This is a genomic window from uncultured Thalassospira sp. (assembly GCF_963976115.1).
In the GTDB taxonomy this organism is placed as follows: Bacteria; Pseudomonadota; Alphaproteobacteria; order Rhodospirillales; family Thalassospiraceae; genus Thalassospira.
Genome location: NZ_CAXBJJ010000002.1, coordinates 280,409 through 304,150, shown reverse-complemented (window position 1 = coordinate 304,150; position 23,742 = coordinate 280,409). Strand labels below are relative to the sequence as shown.

Genomic DNA, 23,742 nt, shown 5'->3' with positions numbered 1-23,742 from the left:
CCAATCAGTCGGTTTTTATATTTGACAGAAGCGTATGTTCACGGTTTCCTTGCGATGGGGAAAAGGAGCCGGAAAGTCATGGAATCTCAGCTACATCAAAAGCTATCGTTTAAAATTATGGTCGCAATAATCTATCTGTTCGGGTTGCTCCCGGTGATATCGGTCACCTATGTCAGCTTTTTCGATAGTCAATTCCTGAGTTTTCCGCCGCCGGGATATACGCTGAAATGGTTTGCCAATGTTTTTCAGCAGGCCGACTTTGTCGACGGGTTTATCACCAGTACAGAGGTTGCTTTTCTTGCCAGTCTTATTGGTGTCGTTTCCGGCATTCTTGCCAGTGTCGCCATTGTGTATTTCGAGTTCCCTGGCCGCGACGCTATGAAAAGCCTTTTGTTGGCCCCGTTGCTGGTTCCGGGGATCGTCATCGGCACAGCGTTATATATTTACTTCATTCAGATCGCCCAAATCACAGGGTTTAATGCAACCATGTCGATGACGGCGCTGCTTGTTGCCCACGTCACGCTGACAATTCCCTGGAGTGTGCGTCTGATTGTCGCTTCACTGGGAATGCTGGACCGATCCGTTGAAGAAGCCGCGCGAAACCTGGGTGCCAGTGCCTGGACAACATTTTATCGGATAACCCTTCCGCGCATGCGCTCCGGGATCGTTGCCGCCGGTTTGTTCAGCTTTGTTATCAGTTTTGAAAACCTTGAAGTTTCCGTTCTCCTGGTCAGTCCGGGCCACACAACACTTCCGATTGCGATGCTGCAATATCTTGAATGGGACATGGACCCCACGCTGGCTGCGGCAAGCACCGTGCAAATCATCATCATTGGTGCGTTGCTTTTAATTTCTGATCGCTTTGTAAAACTCTCCCAGGTGGTATGACGATGGCCGAACTCAATATCGAAAATCTCAAAAAAGATTACGGCAAATTCAGAGCCCTGGACGGGATTGATCTAAGGGCCAGTTCTTCTGAACTGATTGCGCTTCTTGGCCCATCGGGCTGTGGCAAAACGACATTGCTGCGTTCCATCGCGGGTTTCATCCCGGTGACATCTGGCAAAATCGAAATTCATGGCCAGGACGTGACATCGCTGGCACCCAATCGCCGCAACACTGGCATGGTTTTTCAGAACTACGCCCTTTTCCCGCATATGACAGTCGAAAAGAATGTTGCTTTCGGGTTGGAAATGCGCGGCGTTGCCGAGGGGGATGTTAAAAAACGTGTCTATGAAGCACTTTCGCTTGTTTCGCTTGAAGGACATGGCGGTCGCTACCCAAAAGAGCTTTCGGGTGGTCAACAACAGCGCGTTGCGGTTGCCCGTGCGCTTGTTGTTAATCCGGATGTCTTTTTGCTAGATGAACCACTGTCAAACCTTGATGCCAAGCTGCGCCAAAGTGTTGGTATGCAATTGCGTGACCTGCAAAAAAATCTTGGCCTGACAACCGTTTTTGTCACCCATGATCAGAAAGAAGCGCTGATGATGGCGGACCGGTTGATCCTGATGCGTCAGGGTCGCATCGTTCAGGAAGGATCAGCCAAAGACCTTTATGCCTCTCCGGCGACACGGTTTGTTGCCGACTTTTTAGGGCTGTCGAACGTGTTTGTTGGCAAGGTCGATCCAGAAGGTTTTGCCACCCTTGGCGGAAGTTATTTCCGATGCAACACGACCAAGGCACCTGCCGATTGCGTGCTGTGCCTGCGCCCGGAAAATATTGTTCTCGGGGCGCAGGCAGATGCGCGCGTCAACAATTTCGACGCCCGCATTGAGGGGCTGACATATTTGGGGGCGTCGTCAGAAGTGACACTGCGCCTGCCCAATGGCGACCTGTTGACGGCATTTCATCAAAATACAACTGCCCAAAAGGTCGAACTTATCCGTGGCGATACAATACGCATCGGCTTTGACACGGAGGCCTGTCATTTGTTGATCAATGACATGAAAGATGCGGCATAACCCAGGCAGAGGCAAAATTATGACTAACTTCAATCTGACACGGCGTTCTTTTCTGATCGGTGCATCAATCGCCGGATCAACACTGGCACTTCCCGGATTGGCCAAAGCCCAAAGTGGTGGTCGCGTTATCGTGGGAACGTGGGGCGGTGACTATAACCGTTTGCTCAAGGAAAAAGTTGCCCCAATCGTTGCAAAGAACGGCTACCGACTTGTGACCGACACTGGCAGTGCAACCGCGCGTAAAACGAAAATGATCACAGCGGCCCAGATTGGCGGCGGGGTTATGGATGTTGCATGTCTTTCTGATAGCGACATGTATCACATGAATACCCAAAAGGTTCTGCGCAAGATCAGCGATCTGAATATCCCGAATTACGAGAACGTTTTCGCGCAATTCAAAACCGATTATTCCATTCCGCATATCTATAGTGGCCTCGTCATCGTTTATGACAAATCCCAGGTAAGCAAGGCACCGACCAGCATCGCTGATCTTTGGCGGGACGAATATAAAGGTGCCGTTGGTTTCTCCGACATTTTGTTCAACTACATGCTGATGGCCGGTGCCATGGCGCAGGGTGGTGATGCCAATGACTTTGATCTTGGCAAAAAGGCACTGCTTGACCTTAAAAAGGCAGGAAACGGCCGTGTGTTTCCGTCCAACGAGGCTATTGCCAACGCCTTTGAAGCCAAGGAAATCAAAGCGACCTTGATGTGGAAAGCACGGGCATTTCAGTGGCAAAAAGCAGGACTTGACGTTGCCGCCGTTGCCCCGACCGAAGGTGCAATTCCGGTGGCGTTCACCGCCGCCGCGACCAGTTTTGCGACCAATCCTGACGGGGCGGCGGATGTTCTGAATGTCATGCTTGACCCGGACATGCAACTGGAATTTGCCAATGCCATGGGCTATTTGCCGACGGTTTCAAATGCTCATATTTCTGACGAAATGCGTCAAACTCTTGGTTTCACCGATGCCGAACGTGACGCATTCGTCGCGCCTGATTTTGAATATATCGCCCATCAACTCCAGGACACGATCACGTGGTGGAATCAAACGTTTAAGGCATAGGCATGCGCACCAATAACGTCAATATGCGCCGGGCAGGTACCATTGCCGGGTTACTATCGCCCGCAACCTTGCTGGTCGTGGGGAGCCTCGTGCTCCCCATGCTTACCCTGTTTCGATACAGTTTCAACGCGTATGACCCGCTAACGCTTATGCGGGTGACATTCACGCTTGAAAACTATGTTCAGTTCTTTACCACGCCCTATTTTCATGAAGTCATGATCACGACCTTAAGTGTCGCAATCATTTCCTCATTGGGAAGTGCTGTTCTTGGATTTCCCGTGGCATATTTTTTGGCGCGCACCCCAAGCCGTTTCAAAAGCCTGCTGGTTATTCTGGTTATATTTCCGCTGTTGGTGGGGAATGTTGTTCGCGCAGCAGGTTGGATCACGCTTTTCGGTACGAAGGGCGTGATCAATGTGACCTTGCTTAAGATCGGCCTGATCGATCAACCCCTTGAGATCATGTACACAGATTTTGCCGTAATCATTAGCACGCTGTCGGTGATTCTGCCTTTCATGATCCTTAGCCTGCAAAGTGTCATCGAGAACGTCGATTTCTCTGTTGTCGATGCGGCGCTTAATCTTGGTGCCAGCCGTTTTCAGGCATTTCGCAGGGTCTTTCTGCCAATCGTCATGCCGGGTGTTATGGGCGGTTTTATCCTTGTTTTTATCTTGTGCATGAACGCTTACGCCACGCCATACCTCATTGGGGGGCCGGGCTATAAAATGATGGCACCCGCCCTTTATAACCAGATCGCCTCGGCGGCCAACTGGCCGTTTGGATCGGCATTGGCTTTCATTCTTATGGCGGTCACCGTCATCGCAACTTTGCTGGTTTCGCGCGTCGTTTCGCGTCGTCACTGATCCCTTACCGCCTGGACTATAAAAAGGAACTGAAATGGGTTTTTTATCTACTGATGTATTCGAATACCGCCTGAAGGGTATTTGCAACATGATGAACCGCAAAAACCTTGATGCCGTGATCCTGTTTGGCGCAGATTCTGAATTCTATACAAACTGGATTGTCGATGTCGCGGTGTGGGAGCGTCCTGTTGCTGTGGTTGTTCCCAAGGAAGGCGAGATTTTTGCCGTTCTGCATTCTTTGTCCACGAACCATTTCCGCTTTGCGACAGAACGCAAAAGTTCATGGCTAAAGGATGTTGAATTCTATTACGAACACCAGCGCGAAGGCGTTCGACTTTATAATGGTTTCCACGACCATGTTGCAGACCGTCTTCGTGCCAAAGGGCTTGATGGGGCGCGTTTCGGGTATGACAGTGCTGCACCGCATATGCAAAAAATCATTGCATCCCTGGGGAGTGGACAGATGGCACCGGTCGAGAACGATTTACGCATGTTACGCTGGGTCAAACATCCCGAAGAAATTATGTTGATGCGCGAAGCGGCTGATATCTCGGACTGGCTTCAGGGTCGCTATCGGGAAAACATCCGTGCAGGCCGGTTAATGCAGGAACTCGACCTTGAAATGACGCGCCAGGCTGTTGAAGAATCTGCGCGGCGCTTCCCCGAGCAGAATTGCGAGTGGCGCATTTATACCTTGCGGGGGCCACACTCGGCATCTCCGCATGGAAATGGCGCGCAAACCGGCGCCCGGATCGAGGAAGGTGACGGCCTTGTCAACATCATTATCCCGCGCCTGAATGGTGTTACGGTTGAAAATGAACGTATCTGGTTCTGCGGTCGTCCAACGGCAGAACAGAAAAAGGCATTTGGTGTCGCCCTTGCCGCCAACGAAGCGGCCATTGATGCGATGCGCCCTGGCAACCCGGTGTGCGAAATTGACCTGGCCGCAAGACGGGTCATTGAGGCCGCCGGATACGGCGAAAACATATTGCATCGTACCGGGCATGGTGTGGGCATGCGCGGGCACGAGTACCCGGCTGACACGGCATTTAACACACGTCCCTTGCAGGCCAACGAAGTATATTCGGCAGAACCAGGCATCTATATTTGGGGTGTTGGTGGTTTCCGTGTAGACGATACTGTTGTTGTCGGTGAAACACCCGAAGTCCTGACCAAGGCGCCAAAAGATTTGGAAAGCCAGACTGTTTGCTAATTAGCAATGCGCCCTGTTAAAATTAAGCAGGGCGCATCCTAACACTGAAAAGAAAAAAATGACTGCTACGGGATCCAGGAAACGTTTAACCCAGGCTGAGAAATCAGCGGCAATGCGGCTGCGCTTAAGCGAAGCCACATTGGACGCTTTGACCGAAGTTGGTTACGATAAAGTATCGACAGCGATGGTTGCCAAAAAAGCCGGTGTTTCGCAAGGCGCCTTAACCCATCAGTTTTCATCGAAAAATGATTTGATGGCCGCCGCATTCGAGCGCCTGTTGACGGAATGGCGACAGGATCGGCAGGCCTTTCTTTCAAGTTTGCCAGATGGCACTAAAATATCCGCCGACGAGTTTACCGAATATCTTTGGCGGACCGTGTTTGTAAAGCCAAGGTATGTTGCGGCCCTTGAATTGATGCTGGCCGCAAGAATGAACGAGCCCCTCGGGATTAAACTGCGCGATATTTTGCAACGCTGGCGCGAAGCACGCGATATGCTATCGGCGTGGATTATTGGTTCAGACCCGGAAAATCCAGAGGCGATTGAGTTCCTGCATCTCAATATTTGCATGTTGCGCGGTATTGCCGTTCATGTCGGTTTTGATTCCGATGATCGCGACCGCGAAAAGCTTCTTCAGTCATGGAAGAAATTTTTAAAGAAAAACCTCGATCGTATTCCCGGATTGCCTCTTGATCCTGATACATTGGTATCGTTGCCGGTCACACCCGATACAAAGACAATAAGCACACAGTCCTGAACGCGCCGTAACTGCGCCGTTAAAGCCACCATATGACAAGGTTTTTAACATAACTTGAACAGGCTCCCGAAAGTTGGTTGTCAACCTTCGGGGGCTTTGTGTGGCCATGCTAATTACCTTTCAGGGCAGGATCATTCAGTGCACGCCGTATTTGAAAACGGGGGCGTGACAGGTTTCCTGAAGATTCATCTGGCGAAGCCATTCGCCAGAACGCATACGCGCCAACAAGAATGTCGGCGCGTATGCGTTCTGCCAGCTTTGAGGGGATGTTGGTTTGTTTTTCGTGCAGATCAAGGTTTGTCATGTCGGCATTATGCGTCACGTTTTGTGACCGGCTTGCACATCATTGGCAAAAACAAGCACATCATCGGGCGAGATCCAGAGCGCGCCCGGGCCTGCCTCTGCACGTTGAGGGACCTGAAGGCGCAACCGTTCGGTGCCGATAAAGGCTTCTTGTTCGTAACGGTCGCCAAGATAACTGGCCGCGCCAAAGCGGACCGACAGGCGACAAGCACCGGGGCGCGCGTCGAGATGCAGATTTTGCGGCCGAATTGCCAGTAGAATGTCGCTGCCCTGTGGCAGTGGGCGGGGGGCAACCCCTGTAAGGGTATCGCCATCGGCTGTGGTGACGATGGGCCTGTCCGTTGTGCCACCGGTAAGACGGGCACCGGCAAGCAAATTGGCACTGCCGATAAAGCTGGCGGCAAAGGGATGCACCGGCCGTTCGTAAATATCCTGGGGTGTGCCCATTTGAATGACGTGCCCACCGCGCATGACGACGATACGGTCACTCATTGCCAGGGCTTCTTCCTGATCGTGGGTGACATAAATGGCCGTAAGACCAAGTTCGCGCTGGATTTCCTTAAGCCAGACACGGGCTTCCTGACGCAGTTGCGCATCAAGGTTGGAAAGCGGTTCATCTAGTAATAAAAGCGGCGGGCGAAACACCACGGCGCGGGCCAGCGCCACACGCTGTTGCTGACCGCCAGACAATTCACCCGGATAACGTTTCGCATAGGGTGCCAACCCAACCAGATCAAGCGCTTCGGCCACCCGGCGCTTGCGTTCGGTTTTTTCGACTTTGCGCAAGGTAAGCGACAGAGCAACATTGCGCTCCACTGTCATATGCGGCCACAGGGCGTAAGACTGAAACACAACGCCAAAGCCGCGTTCCTCTGGTGATAGCCAGGTGCCCGACTTTTTATCGAACAGTAATGTGTCACCAAAACGGATGCTGCCTTCGGTGGGGTGATCAAGCCCGGCGATGGTGGCCAGGGTGGTTGATTTTCCACAGCCAGAGGGGCCAAGCAGTGTCAGGAATTCTCCGGCGGCAACTGTAAGGTTAATTCGGTCAATGGCATTGAATTCACCATAGCGGCGGGTGACGTCGGTCAGAACAAGATCAGTCATAGAGTTTTACCCGAAAAAACAGTCGTGTGGCGATGAGGAAAAGAGCGATGAGAACCATTTGTAACGTCGCAAAGGCGGCCGTCATCCCGACATCACCATTGGTCCACAGGCTGAGCATGGAAACACCCATGACCTCTAACCCCGGGGCAATCAGAAAAATTGCAATGATGTAGGATTTCAGATGGAAAATGAATAGCAGCGTAAACGCACCAATCATGGACGAGCGCAGTAATGGCAAGACAATGATCCGCATCGAGGTGAACCAGTTTGCCCCTACCGTTCGTGCCGCTTTATCAAGATCAGCACTGATCTGAACTACGGCTGGCTGAATGGCACCAAGTGCCAGAGGCAGCGTTGCCATGACATAAGCAATGACAATGATCCAGATATTGCCACGCAGCAACGCCATTGGCGGAAAGACAATCGCGGCATAAAATATGCCAAGGCCGGTAATCATGCCGGGAATGACACGCGGCAGATAGGCAAATACTTCCAGTGTTTTTGCGAACCGGAAGTTGGACCGCTGGATCGTGAGCGCGACCAAAGCCGCCAGGATGGTGCCGATGCTGGCCGAAAAGAACGAGATCACAAAGGTGTTCTCAATCGCCCGAACATAGACTTCGGATGAAAACAGGGAGGTGAAGTTCTTAAGTGTCAGCATCGTCCAGGGGGCGACAAGGGGCGAAAGAAAGGTCGTGAATGCGCGCAAGACAACGCCGAGAATGGGAACCACAATCAGGAAAAACAGCCCAAGACCGATGATGATGGCGAGGGGCCAGCGCAACGCGCCAAGACGCAACTGCGATGTACGGCTGCCCTTGCCTTTTACCGTTTCGTAGCGATGCCCCTGTTTTAACAGCAATCGCTGGATCATAAGTGTTGAGCCAACCAGCACCACCAGAAGTAAAGATGATGCCGCAATCAGCCCGTGGTCAGGGTTACTGGCGGCAATGCCCTGATGATATAGATAGGTGGACAGCGTTTCGATCCGTGATGGTCCGCCCAGAAACAGCGGTATGGACAGCGTTTCGACTGCGATAACAAGGTTAAGCGCGGTAGAGGCGATAATCGACGGTATCATAAGGGGCAGGGTGATACGGGCCAGCACACTAAGCGGTTTTGCCCCAACGGTGCGTGCGGCATTTTCAAGGGCGGGATCAACCGAACGGACGGCACCGTAAAGGCAATAAAGATAGGCCAGCGGGATTTGCGAAATGCCGGCAACGATGCTCATGCCGCCAACGGAATACAGGTTCCAGGGCATGCCGCCAAGATGCTGGGCCAGCCACTGGGTAAAAAAACCGGACGGGCCATAGATGATGACAAAACCCATGGCGAAGATCAGATGCGACAAATAAAGCGGCCACATCAATACGCCACCAATGGCTTGTCGTCCCGGCAAGTCGGTTCGCCCGATCAGCAAGGCGGCAGCAACACCGCCGACCTGGGCGATGACAACCGTAAGCAATGCGAAAATGGCGGTTGTTTTTAGCACCGAATAGGTTTCCCGCGCCCCGAACAGCTTGACCAGGTTCGCCAGCGTGAAGTGCCAACCGTCTGAATAGAGCGGGCGGTCGACAAAAACCTGCAAGGCGATTGGCAGGGTTGGTGCCAGCATCAGCACCGCTGTCATGATAAAGATCAGATATTGAATAAGACGCGAATGGTCTTTGGAAATGGCCGTGCTCTCTGGCGGTGAGGCCTGAAGTCTCTGGCTGTTGTTCATGGCTGTTCACCGTATGATGATTGGGTGCCCTGTTTTTATAGAAGGCTGCTTGCGGACCGGGTGCAGCTTCCCTGGTGCCCGGCTCGTTTGTCTTTTTGTTCAACAAAAGAGCCGGGATATATCCGGGCGGCATCATAATTGCCGCCCGGACAGCATCATTTTACATGTTGAAGGCTTTGCCCCAGCGCGCGGTAAAGGCTGCGTTGTCATCGATCATTTTAGGATCGTAATTGATGATGATCAGGTTTTTTTCGCCGCCCACGGCTTTTGCAACTTCGTCAAGCGAATAGGAAAGCGCGCCCTTTGCTTCCAGACCCGGGCGATAGGGCGTCAGTTTGCCATCGCCTACAGCTTCCTGGCCCTTTTGCGACAGCACGAAGTCGAGGAAGACTTTGGCGGCTGCGGGGTGGTTGGCCTTGGCGGTGATGCCGATGCCGCGCGGGAAAACAACGGTTCCGTCTTTGGGGAAGTTCCAGTCAATGATTGCGTCTAGCCCGTCGGCCATTTTGCTCCAGACGACCGGTGCGGAAACGAAATAGGCGGCGGAAAGTTCGCCGCTAAGGGTGCGTTCGATCATCGCACCGGCACCGCCACCTGGCTTGATCGACGGGCCTGCTTCTTCAAACCATTTCCAGGCCTGATCGCCATGCCGCTCGATAAACGCATAGTTAAGCGCGCCGCCAAAGGCATAACGCCCGTCATAGGTGCCAACTTTTCCGCCAAAGATATCCGGGTGTGCGGTGACGTTGGTTAACAGGCCTTCCATGGTGTCCGCGCGCAGATTTTCCGGGACGGTCATTTTGTTATAAATGGTCACCATCGGGTCGGTTGAAAATGTGTACAGACCGGGGGTCGGGTGGCTCCAATCTGGCAAACTTGCTATTTCGGGTGACTGATAATCTTGCACCAGCCCTTCCTTGACCGCGCTTGTCCAGTCAACAATGGTGTTGGCAATCAAGATATCGGCGGATGAAACTCCGGTTCCCTCTTCGGCGCGATATCGTGTGAAGGCCTCAGACGGGCCCATTTCCAGACTTTCAACCTTGACGTCGGGATAGGCTTTATTAAAGGCCGTGATGACCGGTCCGATGTTATCCTGACTGAGATTGGTATAAATCAGCAGGCTTCCTTCGGCTTTTGCCTTGGCGACCAGCGATGAATAGTCTGCCGGGTAACCCGCGGGCAGGTCTTGTGCGTTTGCGACGCCCGCAACCATGATCAGGCCGACAGTCAAAAGAGCTTGAAATTTCATGGTGTCATTCCCCGTTTATTGGTGATGTTGGTGCTGTGTTTTTTACATCGATCCATCGCGCGATCTGGTCTGCGGCGTTACGTGTCATGGGATGAAGATCATGTGCGACATCGGCAATTTCTCGCAGTGAGCTTGAAATTCCGGCGTTTTGAAAACTTGCGTGAAGAGTTCTCGCGCGTGCGAGACGACTGTCACCGGCCACGGCCTCAAAGGCCGAGCCATGCGGCGTTCCCAAGGGGCGGGCGACCAGCCCCCGAGTGCAGTCTTGTGCGCCAACCATGACGGCGACGGGAATTTGCCTGAGTGATTTCAGGTCTGGTGCCCGGTCTGTTTGGGCTTTGGCACCGGCAAGGCCGGGCCACCATTCCAGGGTTTCATCAATTAATGTGACATTGCCCGGTGCTGCAATGACAAGGCCGCAAAGATGTGCCGCACAAAAAAGACCATAACGTTCGGCAAACTGCGCCCCGCCGGAAAATCCATAAAGATAGGCCGTATCAAAATCGCCATCCAAGGCTTTGCTTTGCGCGATCATGGCATCAAGGACATCGGCATAGTCGATCCCGCCTGAAACCAGAAACTTATACCCGTCGGCATGATCGGTATTGTCGATCTGGTTGGGAAAGAACGGTGCCAGAATGGCAATTTCCCGATCGCCAAACCCGTCGCGCAAAGCCGCGATCATGCCATCCACATCGCGATCAGACCCATGGATCGCAATGACCAGTGCATTGCGGCCTTTTTTGTCAGGGGCAGGCGAGAAAACAAAGCCAAAGCGTGGGTCCGCCTGAAGCGGACAGTAGTTTGACGGGGGAAACAATGCTGACACGGTCGTTCTGCTCCTGTAATTTCCGGGCAACTGAATTTGGTTAACATAATGCTGATGACAAAATTAAACGGCAGATGGCAGTTCTGTTTGTGGTGATGCAAAGACCCCATCTGGCGTGAGGGGGATTTTACCGCCCTTCGACCATTGCACGGGCGCCAGAAATATCGGCCAGTTGTTCCCCGGACTGAAGCCGTGCCAGTACGGCGGCTTCATTTTCCTGTATCGCGATGGCCTGTTGGCACAGCGTTTCAATTGTATCGGGTTTAAGAACGACAACACCATTTTCATCGGCAATGATACCGTCGCCGGGATGAACCGCGACCCCGCCGATGCTAACAGCTACATTGATCGCACCGCCCAGACCAACAAACTTGGTTGTCTTTGAGGATGTTCCCCGGCACCAGACTGGCATTTCGTGTGTGCGAATTTCGGCAAAGTCGGTAGCGCGACCGTCGATAATGGCACCACAGACACCCGCCAGTTTTGCCGCAACGGTGACAACCCCACCCCAGCAAGTGTGGCTGTCATCACCGGCGCGATCGATCACCAAAACATCACCGGGCCGAACCATGCTCAGCGCATAGTGAAGGGTGGCGGAATCCGCTCCGGGAATGCGGATGGTAAAGGCCGTGCCCGCAATGTGGCGACCCGGTATTACAGCGGCAATGGCCGGAGTGCAAAATCCGTCATGCAGGATATGGCCAATGGTGGCGGTTTCCGTTTTACCCATCATATTGATTAATGCCGGTGCTAACTGCGGGCGTGGCGGATGAATATCGTAAAGGGAGGATGTCATATCAGATGTCTCCCGTGCCGCATTTGATGGTGGTGGCTGGGCCAATTTCCCGGTCCTGCATCAGGCAGGGCAGGCGGCCGCGCGTTGTTTCGACGTGGGTTGGGTCAATATCGGCCAATATAAAGCCGGGTTCGTCACCAAGGGCGGTGATCACTTCGCCAAAGGGGGATATGATCATGGTGTGACCATAAGTGGTAACGCCATCGCGCGTGCCACATTGGGCCGCCGCAATAACATAGCTTCCGGTTTCAATCGCGCGTGCCTTAAGCAGCGTTTCCCAGTGCAGGGGGCCGGTTACGGGTGAAAAGGATGCCGGGATCATTAAAACATTCGCATTCGCCTGTGCCAGCGCGCGAAACAGATAGGCAAAGCGCAGGTCATAACAAATGCTGAAACCAAGAGTTAGGTAATTCTCGCCCAGTTCGGCGACAACGGGCCCTGCTTCGCCTGGCCGCACGGCAAGTGATTCCTGAAAGTCGCCCGCACCGCCAAGTTTGACATCAAAGGTGTGCAGCTTGTCATAGCGCGCAACAATGTCGCCCAAGGGTGAAATCAGATGGGTTCTGTTCCAGACCCGTTCGCCATCGTCGGACAGAACCAGCAAGGACCCGTCATGCAGCCAGATGCCCAGGTCGCGTGCGAGATTTTGGCACAATGCCAGTGTTGTGTCATTTGCTTCGGCAACACATGTCGTTGGATATAACATGTTGTCACGCAGCAGAATATTTGCGGCTTCTGGCAGGCTAACGACGGATGCCCCCTGATCGGCAGCCTTTCGAACAAGATCTTCGATCCGGGCGTTATTGTCGGCAATGCTGGCTGTACTACAAAGTTGAATCGCTGCAAAGCGGGTCGTCGTCATTGGTTTGTCCTTAATCCTGTTCGCCAAGGAACGCTTCAACAAAAGCCATTGTCTGTTGCCGTTCCTCGACATGGCACATATGTGCCGAATTCTCCATCATGACTTGCCTTGAATTTGGAATCAGCCTGACAAACGGTTCGACACAGGCTTCTGTCGCCTCGTCATACCGCCCCGAAATAACAAGGGTTGGCACGTCGATCAGGGGCAGGCGGTCAACCACGCTCCAGTCTTTCAAGGACCCGATGACGTGAAATTCGGTGGGGCCGTTCATGGCATGATAAACGGTCGGGTCTGCCGCAAGGGCCGCAAAGGTACGGTTGACCTCGTCGGGCCAAACCGGTAACCGGCAGACATGGTGACGATAAAACACGTCGCTGGCAGCTTGATAATCAGGATGATCATAGTCGCCATTGGCTTCATGCAGGGCCAGGGTATCTTGCACATCTTGTGGCAGGGCCGATCGCAGCCGAAGGGCTTCAGCAACCCAAACCGGCATTGAGGACGGCGAAGAAGCCAGAACAAGGGCATTCAGGCCGGAAGGCCGCCTGATCGCGTGTTCCGACCCCAGCATCCCGCCCCATGATTGGCCCAGCAGGTTATAGCGGCTTCTAATCCCCAGGTGCCGCGTCAGATTGTCCAGCTCGCCAAGAAACAGCTCGATGGTCCAAAAATCCTGTGATGCATTGGGCAAGTGCGTTGATTTGCCGTTGCCGATCTGGTCGTAATGAATGACGGCACGACCGTTTAAAGCCAAGTCTTTGAAGGAATCTACATAGTCATGGGTGCATCCGGGGCCGCCATGGGCAATGACGACGGGGACTTTGGCGGAAGACAGCTCACCTGTGACGCGAAACCACGTTTGGTTGTTGCCAAACGGCGCGTAGCCTTCCCTGATGACAGGCTGATCGGACATGAAATTCTTTCAACATTTTTGTTAATTGTTGGCAGAGTATGGGCAATAGGGTTGGCACCGCATACCTGTAAGAAATTACAGCTTGTTTTGCAGCGTTGCCGGTGATGCTTCTTGGCGGGGTAACCTCAGGAGGCATCATGAATACTGCGAGCACCCCCGCCAAAAGCCTGCGTGAAAGATTGCTTTTGCAACACCAGGTGCAAGGCGCATTCCTGTTTCTGGCCTCGCCGGATGTCGACGAGATCATGGCGCTTGCGGGATTTGGGGCCCTTATTGTGGACCGGGAACATGCATCGTCGGATCTTTCCGGCGCGCTGGCGGAGCTTCGGGCCATTCGCTCGGTAAGTGATGTTCCTGTTCTTGTCCGGGTTTGTGATGCATCGCAAGCGGTTATCAAACCGTTGCTTGATGCCGGTTTTGACGGGATCGTGGTTGCCGATGTGCGCAGCGCAACCGAAGCCCGATCAATTGTCGAAGCCGCCCATTACCCGCCCCTTGGCAGGCGCGGAGCGCAGTTTACGGTGTCGCGCGCAGCCAGTTATGGCGGCCAGCGCGATGATTACGTGGAAAAAGCACGCCGGGAGACCTTGGTGGTTGCCATGATTGAGTCACACGAAGGCGTTGACGCGATCGGGGATATTGCAGGCGTTGACGGCATCGATATGCTATTTATCGGCCCGCTGGATTTGACATCGGGTTATGGGCGCTATGGTGATCTTGGCTCATCCGAATTGCGCGAGGCAATTGTTTTGGCGGAAAGCCGTATTTTAGCGTCGGGCTGTCTTTTGGGCGGAGCTGCTATTTCGGCCAATGACCTGTCATCGATGTTTGAACGTGGGTATGCTTTCGTCACCGCGGCCAGTGACACCGGGCTTCTGGTTCAGGCATCAAAAGCGGCGGTGCGCCCCTAAAGATAACCATAATGCGCTGCGCGGGCTATGGCCTGGGCGCGGTTGCGTGCGCCAAGCTTGCGCGTGGCGGATGCCAAATGCATGACAATGGTTGATTCCGAACGTTGTAGCCGCCACGCGATTTGCTTGCTTGCAAGCCCTTCGGCGGCCAGTAATATGCATTCCTCTTCACGCGGCGTTAGTTTTGCGCCATAGGGCAGCAAGTCTTTTCGTTCAAATCGCGGAAAAAGGTGATGGTGAAGCACCTGTGCCAACAATGCTATGCCGCTAATGTTCGCACTGCGATCCGGGCCACATGCTTTGAAACCTGAATCGTTCCAAAAACCGGTTAACGTAGCAAAACGGTTGCCCGGCAAATGCAGGGGCACGGTAATCCCCCGGGTCAAATGCCAGTCATTAAGTGCACCGGTAACACGTTTGGCCTCACCGTCCAGCATATCAATGATGAAGGAAGGTTCTTCACGGCGGTATGACCAAAAGAACGGTCTTGAGACCTTCAGGGCCAGGTTTTGTACCGGATCATCGCGATAATATCCCTGATTGCACCAGAGGTCTGGCATCTCTTTTGGAATATTTCGCATCTGAACAATGTTGGGGATCAACATTTCGCCTTCCGGCGTTGCCGGTACGGGCGAAAAGTCATAGGCAATTGCGTCAAAACCCAGATCTTGCGCAAAGTCAAAGCAGCGATCAATGCTGGCGGAAATACCGCTGGCATCGTTAAAGGCGTGCTCCCATGCGTCGATCTGAAACTGCATTTCCGCTCTGTTCTCTCTCGCGCATCACTATAAATCCAAAGTAAATGATAAGACGGCTTTTGGGGCAATGGCAATAGGTGAGCTGAACAGGGATGCTTTCCAATCGCCAGCTTTCGCCCTTATTCGGGATGCGACGGCCAAAATCTGGTTGCCGCAAAAAACAAAAGCATCAGAGCATGAGACGCCCCGTGATGCCTGCACAGGCAGGCCAAAACGATTTATTCTTTAGCAAAGCACTTTACGTTTGATTGGCATTTTGCCCAGGTTTGGGGCATTACTCGATAACTGCAACTGCCTCCCATCCGCCCCGAAACTGACAGGAACTGCCACGGGAACGTGCAATTCTGACAAGATCATATATGGGGACCACTTTAAAAAAATACTCTCACAGGAGGAACGTTCGTGATTCTTCAACTTTTTCCACTTTGGGCATTATTGCTCTCGTTGCTTGCTTTTTTCGTCCCCGGCCCGTTTAGTTCGATGAGTGCGGGAATTGTCCCGTTGCTGACCGTGATTATGCTGTCAATGGGGCTGACCCTGACAGCCAGGGATTTTGCCAACGTTGCCAAAAGCCGCAAGGCACTGATTGTTGGCGTGTGTTTACAGTTTCTGATTATGCCGGTAGCTGCCTGGCTGGTGGCAAAACTGTTTGGCTTCGATGACGATTTAACGGTTGGGATGTTGCTGGTTGGCAGTGTGGCAGGCGGCACATCGTCCAATGTGATGTGTTATCTGGCAAAAGGCGATACCGCGCTTTCGATTTCAATGACAGCAACTTCAACCATCATTGGCGTGTTTCTGACCCCGGTTCTGGTCGCATTTCTGGCGGGTCAAAGCATCGATGTGCCGGTTCAGCCAATGTTGATGGCACTGGTTAAAGTGGTTTTGCTGCCGGTCGTGATTGGCGTTGTCTTAAACGAAATTGCCGCCAAATGGGTTCGCAAAATCGATATGATCTTTCCCTATGTGTCGATGTTTGCCATTTTGTTGATCATAGCGATTGTCGTGGCACTTAATGCGGGCACCATTGCCAGCGTTGGTTTGATCGTTGCGTGTGCCGTGATCCTGCACAATGCCATTGGTCTGTGTCTTGGTTATGGTGTCACCGCACTTTTGGGGTTCGACCGTAAAATCTGCCGGACCATCGCCTTCGAGGTTGGCCTGCAAAATTCCGGTCTTGCCACCGCACTGGCCATGAAGTTTTTCAGTCCTGTTTCCGCCCTGCCGGGAACGTTGTTTAGCGTCTGGCACAATATTTCCGGCTCGCTTTTGGCCGGGTATTGGAGCCGCAAACCACTTGACGGTTCAAGCGATAAGGCATCGTGGGAAAAAAGTGGGACAGAGTCTGCCTGATCAAACATCGTAAGGGCCGGAGGTATGCGTTTTAAAACCTCCGGCCCCAATTTTCCAACCTGAAAATAGGGATCAATCGGCCACAGGTGTTCTGCCTGTAATGTGCTGCCCCGACTTTGGCCTGGCCGACGACAATGTCAGTTTTTTGCTTTTTTGATGGCGCCAGCTGATCCATCGCTGACCCATGGGCGGCCGTCGCCATCAACAGCGACATACTGGGCCGAAATATTATTCACCTTATCAAAACTTTGATTGATGCCGTTCCATTTGCGCAGGGTATTGTAGATTTCGCTGACGTAAACCGTGCCATCTTTTTTCCCGACACCGATCCAGTTTGCCTTTTGTCCACGCGCAGGGCGGGGGGAGAATTTTTTTCCCGTCCATTGTTTGACATTGTTGTTTGTATCAATGATCCAGACATTATTTCCCGGCCCGACAGAGACCTTGAATATGTCGCCGTTGGTGCTGAATTTTGTGAATTTTTCGGAATTGGCCGGTTTGCTGTAAAGGTATTTACCTGAACCAAAATCAAATATGGCAAAGACGGTTCCGTCCGGGCTAACTGCGACCCCGGCGACAGAAGCACCGTTAACCGTGTATTCCTTCCAAACGCGGTTTCGTTCCCGAATTAATTTCCGTCTCTGGTTAACAGAGGCATCGGCCCAGATATCGCCGTTAGGCGCAATATCGAAATTATTAATATTGGCGTGATCGGTTTCAAATCGGGTATTGGCATCCACAAACTGTTTTGTTCGGGGATTATATTTTTCAACGGCATCATAGCCCGCCGCCCACACGATGCCATCATTGTCGCTGGCAAGGATGCTATATTGACCGGAACTTAAACCCGGAGCCGGAACGGTTTCAAAGACGATGTTTTTTGAAAATGTGAAACTTGACGTGCTGTTGTCGGTGACCGTTCCCGTGGCACCGGTGCCTGTGGTGCCGTTTTCCGCTGTCGATGCCGCCACGATCTGATCGCCGGTTTCATCGCGATCAAAAAATGTTGCCGCCAACACTTTGCCAGATACGGCGGTTAGCCACGGATACCCCATCGGACCGACGGCGACAGTGGCCGGTATATGGCCTGGTGTTTGGATAATTTCGAAATTTCCATCCTTGTTCAGGCGCATCAGACGGTTGATGCTGGAAACAATATAAACGCTGCCATCCGGGCCGACCGAAATGGCGTTGGCCTTTTGCGGATAGATCTTGCAAGGGGTTACATCACAGCGTTGAACAAGTTTGTCCTTGCGGATGGTCCATGCTGTACCGTCCGGGCCCGTTGCAACATAAGCCACACCAGTGCCCGGGATCGGTTTAAAACGGGTTTTTGCGTCATTAAGTTTAAAAAGGCGCCCGGCGGCGTTAGACGCCAGGACTGTGCCATCAAACCCGACCGACAGATCTGATGCCGTTGCGTTATAAATTTGTCGCCATTGGTTGCCGTCATGGCGAAATACGCGTCCAAGTGCCGATATCCCCCAGGGGTGACCTTGGGCATCAACGCTAATACGCATTAATGCACCGGGGAAACTGTCGAACTTGTTTTTTCGATTAGACCAGCGCAGAATATTGCCGCCACGATCAAGGCCAAAGACGCTGCCATCCGCACCAATGGCGATACTTTGCGCTGTTTGCCGGGTGTCAACAAAAGTGATGCTGTCATTGGTGGTAACCGTAACAGGATCGACATAGCCAGGGGCAGACGCGGATGATGTGCCGGTTTTATCGGTGCGCTGATCCGGTGTTGTGTCGGAAACAACCGGGTTGGCTTCGACATTGGTGGCCACCGGAGCGAAGACAGTCGGAACCGGTGCCGTGGGTGTCAGGGCAATGACGGGCCTGGCCTGTTCGACGGGGGCCTGTGGTTCGCCGGGGCTGTTTTCTTCTTCTGTTTTTTCATCGGCTTGCAAGGTGCCATTGGCAAAAATAGCCCCATCTTCGACAACAGCCCATATCTTGTCGTCCGGGGTAACGGCAACGGCAGTTACATCTGCCACGCCATTGACCACGTCCCAGTGCTTTGCCGTATTGTTCCATCGCCGGATCACACCTGCCATGTCGGCAATGACCGTGCTACTTGCACCCCCTAACGCAATATCACGCGCAGCACCAGGCAACGGCATCCAGGCTTTGCCATCAAATGACTGTATTTTGCCGTCTTGGGCAATCACCCATGGCTGGCCTTTGTCATCAATGGAAATGCGTTTGGCCGTTCCTTCTACAACCTGCCATTCACTGCGCAGCGAATACCATTTTTTAATTTGCCCGTTGGCCATGGCGATAAAGACATTGCCGTTGACGTCGGCGGCGACATCGACAACATCAGTCGCTTTATCCTCCCACCATAGGCCATTGTAATAAAATACTATACCTTCCGCATTAACCGCCCAGGGCCGGTTGCCCAAAGCCGCAGAAATACGTACAAAATTGCCTGACATACGCCGCCAGCGCTGTTCTGTCCGATCCCATCGCCAGGGGGTTCCGTCGGTGCCAACTGCGTAGGCCTGGCCATCTGCGTTAATGGAAATATCTGTTGCCGTGCCAGGCATGGGTTGCCAGGCTGGCTTGTTTTGGCCTTGTGCGCGTGATTGTTGCGGCAACAAAACCATGACAAAGGCAAGGAATATCCATAGCTTTTTTAAATGGTGCATCGTGCAGTGCCCAACTTCACCCTGAATTTTAAAATGCGGCAGTGATCTGGTTGCCAAGCAATCTGTTGCGGACAGAGGCAATATGCTCCTGTCCCTTCGGATCATTTTGCCATGCTTCAATGTTGACATCGCCAGCCCGGAATTCCTCAAAGAAGTCCTGCCCTTCAAGTTTTTCGCGCAGTTCGTCGAATGTCGGGCGCGGCGTGTACCAATCGCCATGTCGTTGTTCGAGATGCTTTAATTCACGTTCCAGATCGGTCATTTTTTCATTGGTTTTGGCCCGGTCTGCCGCATCCTGACGGGCATATGTCGGTCGACGCGGGGTCATCAATATCAGAATGGACCGTTCAAATTGCCGTTCGACCCTTTGCGAGAAAAGGTAGTTCACCAGCGGAATATCCATCAGGCCTGGCACGCCATTGGCCGATTTTGATGTTTCACGTTCACTTAAGCCACCAAGAACAAGTGTTTCGCCAAATTTCATGGTAACGGTGGAATTGACATTGGTTTTGGTTGTATCGAGGCGAAATTCAAAGACGACCGAATTTGACGGGTCGGTCAAAAATGTGCGTTCAGCAACCACATGCAAGCGGATCATGTCGTTTGGCAGAATTTCGGGGGTTACGGCCAGTTTCACCCCGACTTCCTTTTGCACTGAAACACTGTCGCCATTACCGCCAGAAACCGCAGCGGCGAGAATTTCTGTGCCAGAAAAAAACTCGGATGTCTGCCCGGCTTGCGCCACCAGACTGGGTTTTGCCAGGATCTGGTTGTTGGCATCGGTTGAATTTGCAATATTCAACGAATATGTTACCGCCGGAATGCTGATTTGGCGGGTAATTGTCTGCGTACTTTCTGCCAGGCCCGTATTAAGAAAGTCTTTGGTTCGGGTGCTGCCATATCCAAACCCGGCGGCTCCGGTCAGGGGGTCGCCAAATTGCAATTGCAAACCGTTTAGCAGGTTTATACCGCGCGAGTTACGCACATCTTCCTGCGTGCCAATCAGCACGACATCAACGACGACCATTCCGGTATCGATGAATTCCCCACTGACATTGCCAACCTGCGCCGGGTCCGGGGTCTGCCCGGTTTGCCCTTCATACGGGTTCGATGTTCCATAGGGGGTATTATCTGAACCATAGGGGTCGGCGGGGGGCGCATCGGGCGGTGGCGCAGGGTCATAATAAGGTTGAGCGGGGTCGGGGTCGATATAGGCATCGCCGTTAAACTGGGCTTCGATGATTTTGGCATCAGAATCATAAAAAGACTGCCAGCCCGCAATTCGGCGTTCAAGATTTCGGTTGGCATCAACACTGGTAACGGCATTGCGATAGGCCGATGCAAATTCCTGCGCGCCTTCCCGGTCATCCATTGCCGACAGTGAAAGGGCCGCAGCCTTGAGAATGCCGGGATCTTTCCTGGTATCGGGCGCAACTTCCATCAAGTGGCGCAATGCGGCCTCGGCTGTTTTGGGATCACGTGCATAATAAGATGCAGATGCCAGGCTATAAAGAACAGCGGGGTCATCACCGTGATGAACGGCAACGGCCACAAAACTTTCCTGAGCCAGCCCATATCGACGCTGATCCATATAAAGCAGGCCCATTTGATAGCGTGCTGAAAGATTACCCGGATCAAACTTCAACGATTGTTTGTATCCCTGTTCGGCCAGTTCAAATTTGGATGCATCCCCCTGAACCCCCATCAGGTGATAGGTCAAACCGTTTAAAAACTGCAAATCCGGGTTGGTAACGTCAAGTTTCAGGGCCAGGTTGATCAGCCGGGATGCCTCGGTCAGCTTGCCGTTTTGCAGGGCTTCGACACTTTGACGCACCAGCAAACGGATCGCATTTTCTCCGGCGGGTAAATCAACGACTGTTTTGGGTGTTTGCCCGGTTGTTGTCGCTAACGGTCCTTGGCCAAGCCCCGTTGTTTGACAGCCTGCCAGCGCAACAAGCGATACACCCATCATCATGTTGATACAAAATCGTCTATGATTTTTGCATTCTGACTTACGCGAATAATATACCATTTTAAGTTCCCCATTTCCCCGGATCTGCCCCGAAATCAGCTTATTAGGTCGGGACATGTTTTTATCGTCACGATCAGATCGGGGCGGTTCATGCTGCATTATGGAAATGCACCATGATCCGCCGCCAACCTGTTGATTACAGAATGATTACGATTGCGACCAAACGCGCCAGATCTGCGATGGCGTTTGTTTAATCCGACAGGCCCCAAGCGTTACCGCTGATCCCTTTGCCGGTTTTGCATCATTGACGTTCAGGCACATACGGGGGCCAGGATTGACAAGGCGAATTTGCCCCATTTTTTGCAAAGCCCAGGTTTTTACTTTCGCAACCTTGCATTTCCTGAGCATGACCTCTGCATTGGCAGACGGCCTTGCACCCTGAATGCTGACGCAATAATCTCCGGTGACATTAAGCTCGCCCGATGCCTTGTTGGGCGCGATCCATGGTGTATCGGGTGCTTTGCAGTCGCCCAGTGCCAGGCGTGCTAAATTGTCGCCCCGATTGCTCAGGCACAGGCCCGGTATTGCGGTAAATTCAAACCGAAAACCGCCTTCGGGTTGTTTTGCCTGTTGGGTCGGTGCGACAGTTGTGTTTGACGTGCTGCTTGATCCAATAACGTTTGAAGACAAAGGCTTGCCGCCTGAAATGGTCGGCATTGGTGGCGCTGCATCGCGTTTTTCGTTTTGAATAGAGGCCAGTTTTGTCCGGAATTCTGGGCTGGGCGGCGTTTCAGCATTGGTTAAAGCCATCCAGTGAAACAGGAACTGTTCCTGGCCGGTTTTTTCCTGCAACAGCAAAGCAATGTCGGCCGGTTTGCTGGCGATGTTTTCGGCCTGGCGAATTTTACCTTCGGTTGCTTCGATCTTGATATATTTATCAAGTTCCATTGCCACCGTGATGGCCGTGCTAACAGCGGCAAGAGCGGGGCCTGCCGCGGCACTCACGAGCCGTGAGCCTGTGACGGAAAGTTTACCCAGTGGTGTGGCGATTTTTAAAAGGACATTTGCTGCCTTGGCACCTCGAACATAAGGCGCAAGCAACTTGAATGATTTTGCCAGGAAAATTGTCCCAACACTGGAACCCAGGGTTGTCGCCATCGACCCTGCCTGCATTGTTGCACTGACAATTTTGTTGAAATCAGGCGGGGTGTGTACCGCGCCGATAAACATTGTCATGTTGTTTTTGGATCGCGTCGCCTGGTCCACCGTTCTGGTCTTTATCCAGATGTCAAAAGCCTGTCGGGTCTGTGCGGCGATAAATTGACGGTTCCACTGAATTTGCCTTCCAAGATCTTCCAGTATTTTCTTTTCAGATGCGGTGCGCCTGCCAGCCGGTTTTTGGGCTGCATCAAGGATTTTCCCGGCAATAACAGCGGCGAGGACTTCGCTCTTCCACGGTTCGTTGTCCAAAATCAGCCATTCGGTTTTGGCAATGTCTTCCAGATTGGCGCCTTTGACGCGGCCCGCACCATCGGCGATCGTCGCATCAATTTCTGTGCGGTTCCGGATCAGCTCAATCGCCATGTCTTCCACCGCAGGACTAACCCCGAACAGGCCCGGCATGTCGCGGGTTGGCGTGATCCATTTCATTTCCTGGGTTTCACATGCCTTGTTGGTTTTAACACCATAAACAGTACGGATGAAGTTTTGCGGGCAGGACCAGCACGTACCCCCATCAATAAAATCAAAATGATCACCAGCTTTGCACGTTAAGGCTTCGATTTTGTTGGCAGGCTGGAAATCAAGAACCTGAACGCAGGCTTTGGCACCCGTGACATTGTTAGCGGTGCGATTAAAACCTTCGGGGCAGGTCCAGCATTCGCCGCCATTGCGCGGATCGGTAAAAGCACCGGGCGGGCAGGCGCGACCTTTGAAAGTGGCGCTAACGGCCTTTTTCAAAACTTTGCCACAGGCATTCCATTTATCAACACCGGCGGCTGTGCGCCCGTAACCCGACGGGCAGGTCCAGCATTCGCCGCCATTACGTCCATCCATAAACGACCCTGGCGGGCAGCTTTTTTTCTGAAGATAGGTGGCGGCAACGCTTTGTTTTGAAACCTTTCTATCGCAGGCTTTTTCGCTGGTGACAGCTTTTGCATTACGATTATAGCCGGTGGGGCAAGTATAACACGACCATGTACCAATATCGAAAAACGACCCTGGTGAACATTTGCCAACAGCCTTGGATACAAATTGGGCCGGTTCAAACCCGCAGGGCGGTTGTAATTGCCCGTTTTTGCCAAGGCCACCGCATTCGGAATAACCCTGTAATTGTTTCCAGTTCGGGTTGGCCCGGGCCGTATGTGCCCAGAACCCGCATATCATTAGAACTATTATTAATAGCCCAACCTGTTTTAGTTGTGCCCTCAGATCAGTCATCTGC

Annotated in this window: 19 protein-coding genes; 8 read left to right on the top strand and 11 right to left on the bottom strand. The window is 52.7% G+C overall.

The genetic code is table 11. The annotated features are described in order from the left end of the window. Positions 1-78 precede the first annotated feature (78 nt). The 6 genes from AAC086_RS03300 (at position 79) to AAC086_RS03275 (ending at position 5,860) form a co-directional block, all read left to right on the top strand. Entirely contained in the window at positions 79-888 is an 810-nt protein-coding gene (locus AAC086_RS03300) for an ABC transporter permease (protein ID WP_339775251.1), read from the top strand. A gap of 2 nt (positions 889-890) precedes the next feature. Next, complete coding sequence (locus tag AAC086_RS03295; protein WP_339775247.1) at positions 891-1,961, top strand: ABC transporter ATP-binding protein; 1,071 nt, start codon at positions 891-893, stop codon at positions 1,959-1,961. 19 nt (positions 1,962-1,980) lie between these two features. After that, entirely contained in the window at positions 1,981-3,027 is a 1,047-nt protein-coding gene (locus tag AAC086_RS03290) for an extracellular solute-binding protein (protein ID WP_339775245.1), read from the top strand. A 2-nt stretch (positions 3,028-3,029) separates the two neighbouring features. After that, on the top strand, positions 3,030-3,890 hold the full coding sequence (locus AAC086_RS03285) for an ABC transporter permease (RefSeq protein WP_339775242.1): 861 nt from the start codon (positions 3,030-3,032) through the stop codon (positions 3,888-3,890). Positions 3,891-3,978: 88 nt separating this feature from the next. Next, entirely contained in the window at positions 3,979-5,103 is a 1,125-nt protein-coding gene (locus AAC086_RS03280) for a Xaa-Pro peptidase family protein (protein WP_339775240.1), read from the top strand. Positions 5,104-5,215: 112 nt separating this feature from the next. Next, positions 5,216-5,860 carry a TetR/AcrR family transcriptional regulator gene (locus tag AAC086_RS03275; RefSeq protein WP_339775237.1) on the top strand — a complete coding sequence of 215 codons (645 nt, stop codon included), beginning with the start codon at positions 5,216-5,218 and terminating at the stop codon, positions 5,858-5,860. A 318-nt stretch (positions 5,861-6,178) separates the two neighbouring features. Here the strand turns inward: AAC086_RS03275 and AAC086_RS03270 are convergent, their stop codons facing one another. From AAC086_RS03270 to AAC086_RS03240, 7 genes are all read right to left on the bottom strand, one after another. Beyond that, complete coding sequence (locus tag AAC086_RS03270) at positions 6,179-7,270, bottom strand: ABC transporter ATP-binding protein (protein WP_339775235.1); 1,092 nt, start codon at positions 7,268-7,270, stop codon at positions 6,179-6,181. Continuing rightward, positions 7,263-8,996: an iron ABC transporter permease gene (locus AAC086_RS03265; RefSeq protein ID WP_339775232.1), complete on the bottom strand. Its 1,734-nt coding sequence runs from the start codon at positions 8,994-8,996 to the stop codon at positions 7,263-7,265. Before AAC086_RS03265 ends, AAC086_RS03270 begins: the two co-directional genes overlap by 8 nt. Positions 8,997-9,156: 160 nt before the next feature. After that, the gene (locus AAC086_RS03260) at positions 9,157-10,248 is read right to left on the bottom strand and encodes an extracellular solute-binding protein (RefSeq protein ID WP_339775231.1); all 1,092 of its coding nucleotides are present in this window, start codon (positions 10,246-10,248) and stop codon (positions 9,157-9,159) included. A 4-nt stretch (positions 10,249-10,252) separates the two neighbouring features. Continuing rightward, positions 10,253-11,077: a hypothetical protein gene (locus AAC086_RS03255; protein WP_339775228.1), complete on the bottom strand. Its 825-nt coding sequence runs from the start codon at positions 11,075-11,077 to the stop codon at positions 10,253-10,255. 127 nt (positions 11,078-11,204) lie between these two features. Beyond that, positions 11,205-11,873: an RraA family protein gene (locus tag AAC086_RS03250; RefSeq protein WP_339775226.1), complete on the bottom strand. Its 669-nt coding sequence runs from the start codon at positions 11,871-11,873 to the stop codon at positions 11,205-11,207. A gap of 1 nt (position 11,874) precedes the next feature. Next, positions 11,875-12,735, bottom strand: a complete 861-nt coding sequence (locus tag AAC086_RS03245) for a carbon-nitrogen hydrolase family protein (protein WP_339775224.1) — start codon at positions 12,733-12,735, stop codon at positions 11,875-11,877. A 10-nt stretch (positions 12,736-12,745) separates the two neighbouring features. Next, positions 12,746-13,648, bottom strand: a complete 903-nt coding sequence (locus AAC086_RS03240) for a proline iminopeptidase-family hydrolase (protein WP_339775221.1) — start codon at positions 13,646-13,648, stop codon at positions 12,746-12,748. A 137-nt stretch (positions 13,649-13,785) separates the two neighbouring features. On the opposite strand from AAC086_RS03240, the gene AAC086_RS03235 reads away from it, so the two are divergent. Beyond that, positions 13,786-14,559, top strand: coding sequence for an aldolase/citrate lyase family protein (locus tag AAC086_RS03235; protein ID WP_339775218.1), 774 nt, complete (start codon positions 13,786-13,788; stop codon positions 14,557-14,559). Here AAC086_RS03235 and AAC086_RS03230 read toward each other — a convergent pair. Further along, positions 14,556-15,317 carry a LuxR family transcriptional regulator gene (locus tag AAC086_RS03230; RefSeq protein ID WP_339775215.1) on the bottom strand — a complete coding sequence of 254 codons (762 nt, stop codon included), beginning with the start codon at positions 15,315-15,317 and terminating at the stop codon, positions 14,556-14,558. The two genes, AAC086_RS03235 and AAC086_RS03230, sit on opposite strands and share 4 nt — an antisense overlap. Before the next feature lie 402 nt (positions 15,318-15,719). Here AAC086_RS03230 and AAC086_RS03225 point away from each other — a divergent pair, with 402 nt between their 5' ends. Then, positions 15,720-16,670 (top strand): bile acid:sodium symporter family protein, encoded by a 951-nt coding sequence (locus tag AAC086_RS03225; RefSeq protein WP_339775213.1) that lies wholly within the window; start codon positions 15,720-15,722, stop codon positions 16,668-16,670. 137 nt (positions 16,671-16,807) lie between these two features. Here AAC086_RS03225 and AAC086_RS03220 read toward each other — a convergent pair whose 3' ends face one another. From AAC086_RS03220 to AAC086_RS03210, 3 genes are all read right to left on the bottom strand, one after another. Next, positions 16,808-19,327 carry a hypothetical protein gene (locus AAC086_RS03220; RefSeq protein WP_339775210.1) on the bottom strand — a complete coding sequence of 840 codons (2,520 nt, stop codon included), beginning with the start codon at positions 19,325-19,327 and terminating at the stop codon, positions 16,808-16,810. A gap of 28 nt (positions 19,328-19,355) precedes the next feature. Then, complete coding sequence (locus AAC086_RS03215; RefSeq protein ID WP_339775207.1) at positions 19,356-21,302, bottom strand: hypothetical protein; 1,947 nt, start codon at positions 21,300-21,302, stop codon at positions 19,356-19,358. 204 nt (positions 21,303-21,506) lie between these two features. After that, a complete protein-coding gene (locus AAC086_RS03210) occupies positions 21,507-23,738 on the bottom strand; it encodes a ricin-type beta-trefoil lectin domain protein (RefSeq protein ID WP_339775205.1) in 2,232 nt (743 codons plus the stop codon). Between the last annotated feature and the right edge of the window lie 4 nt (positions 23,739-23,742).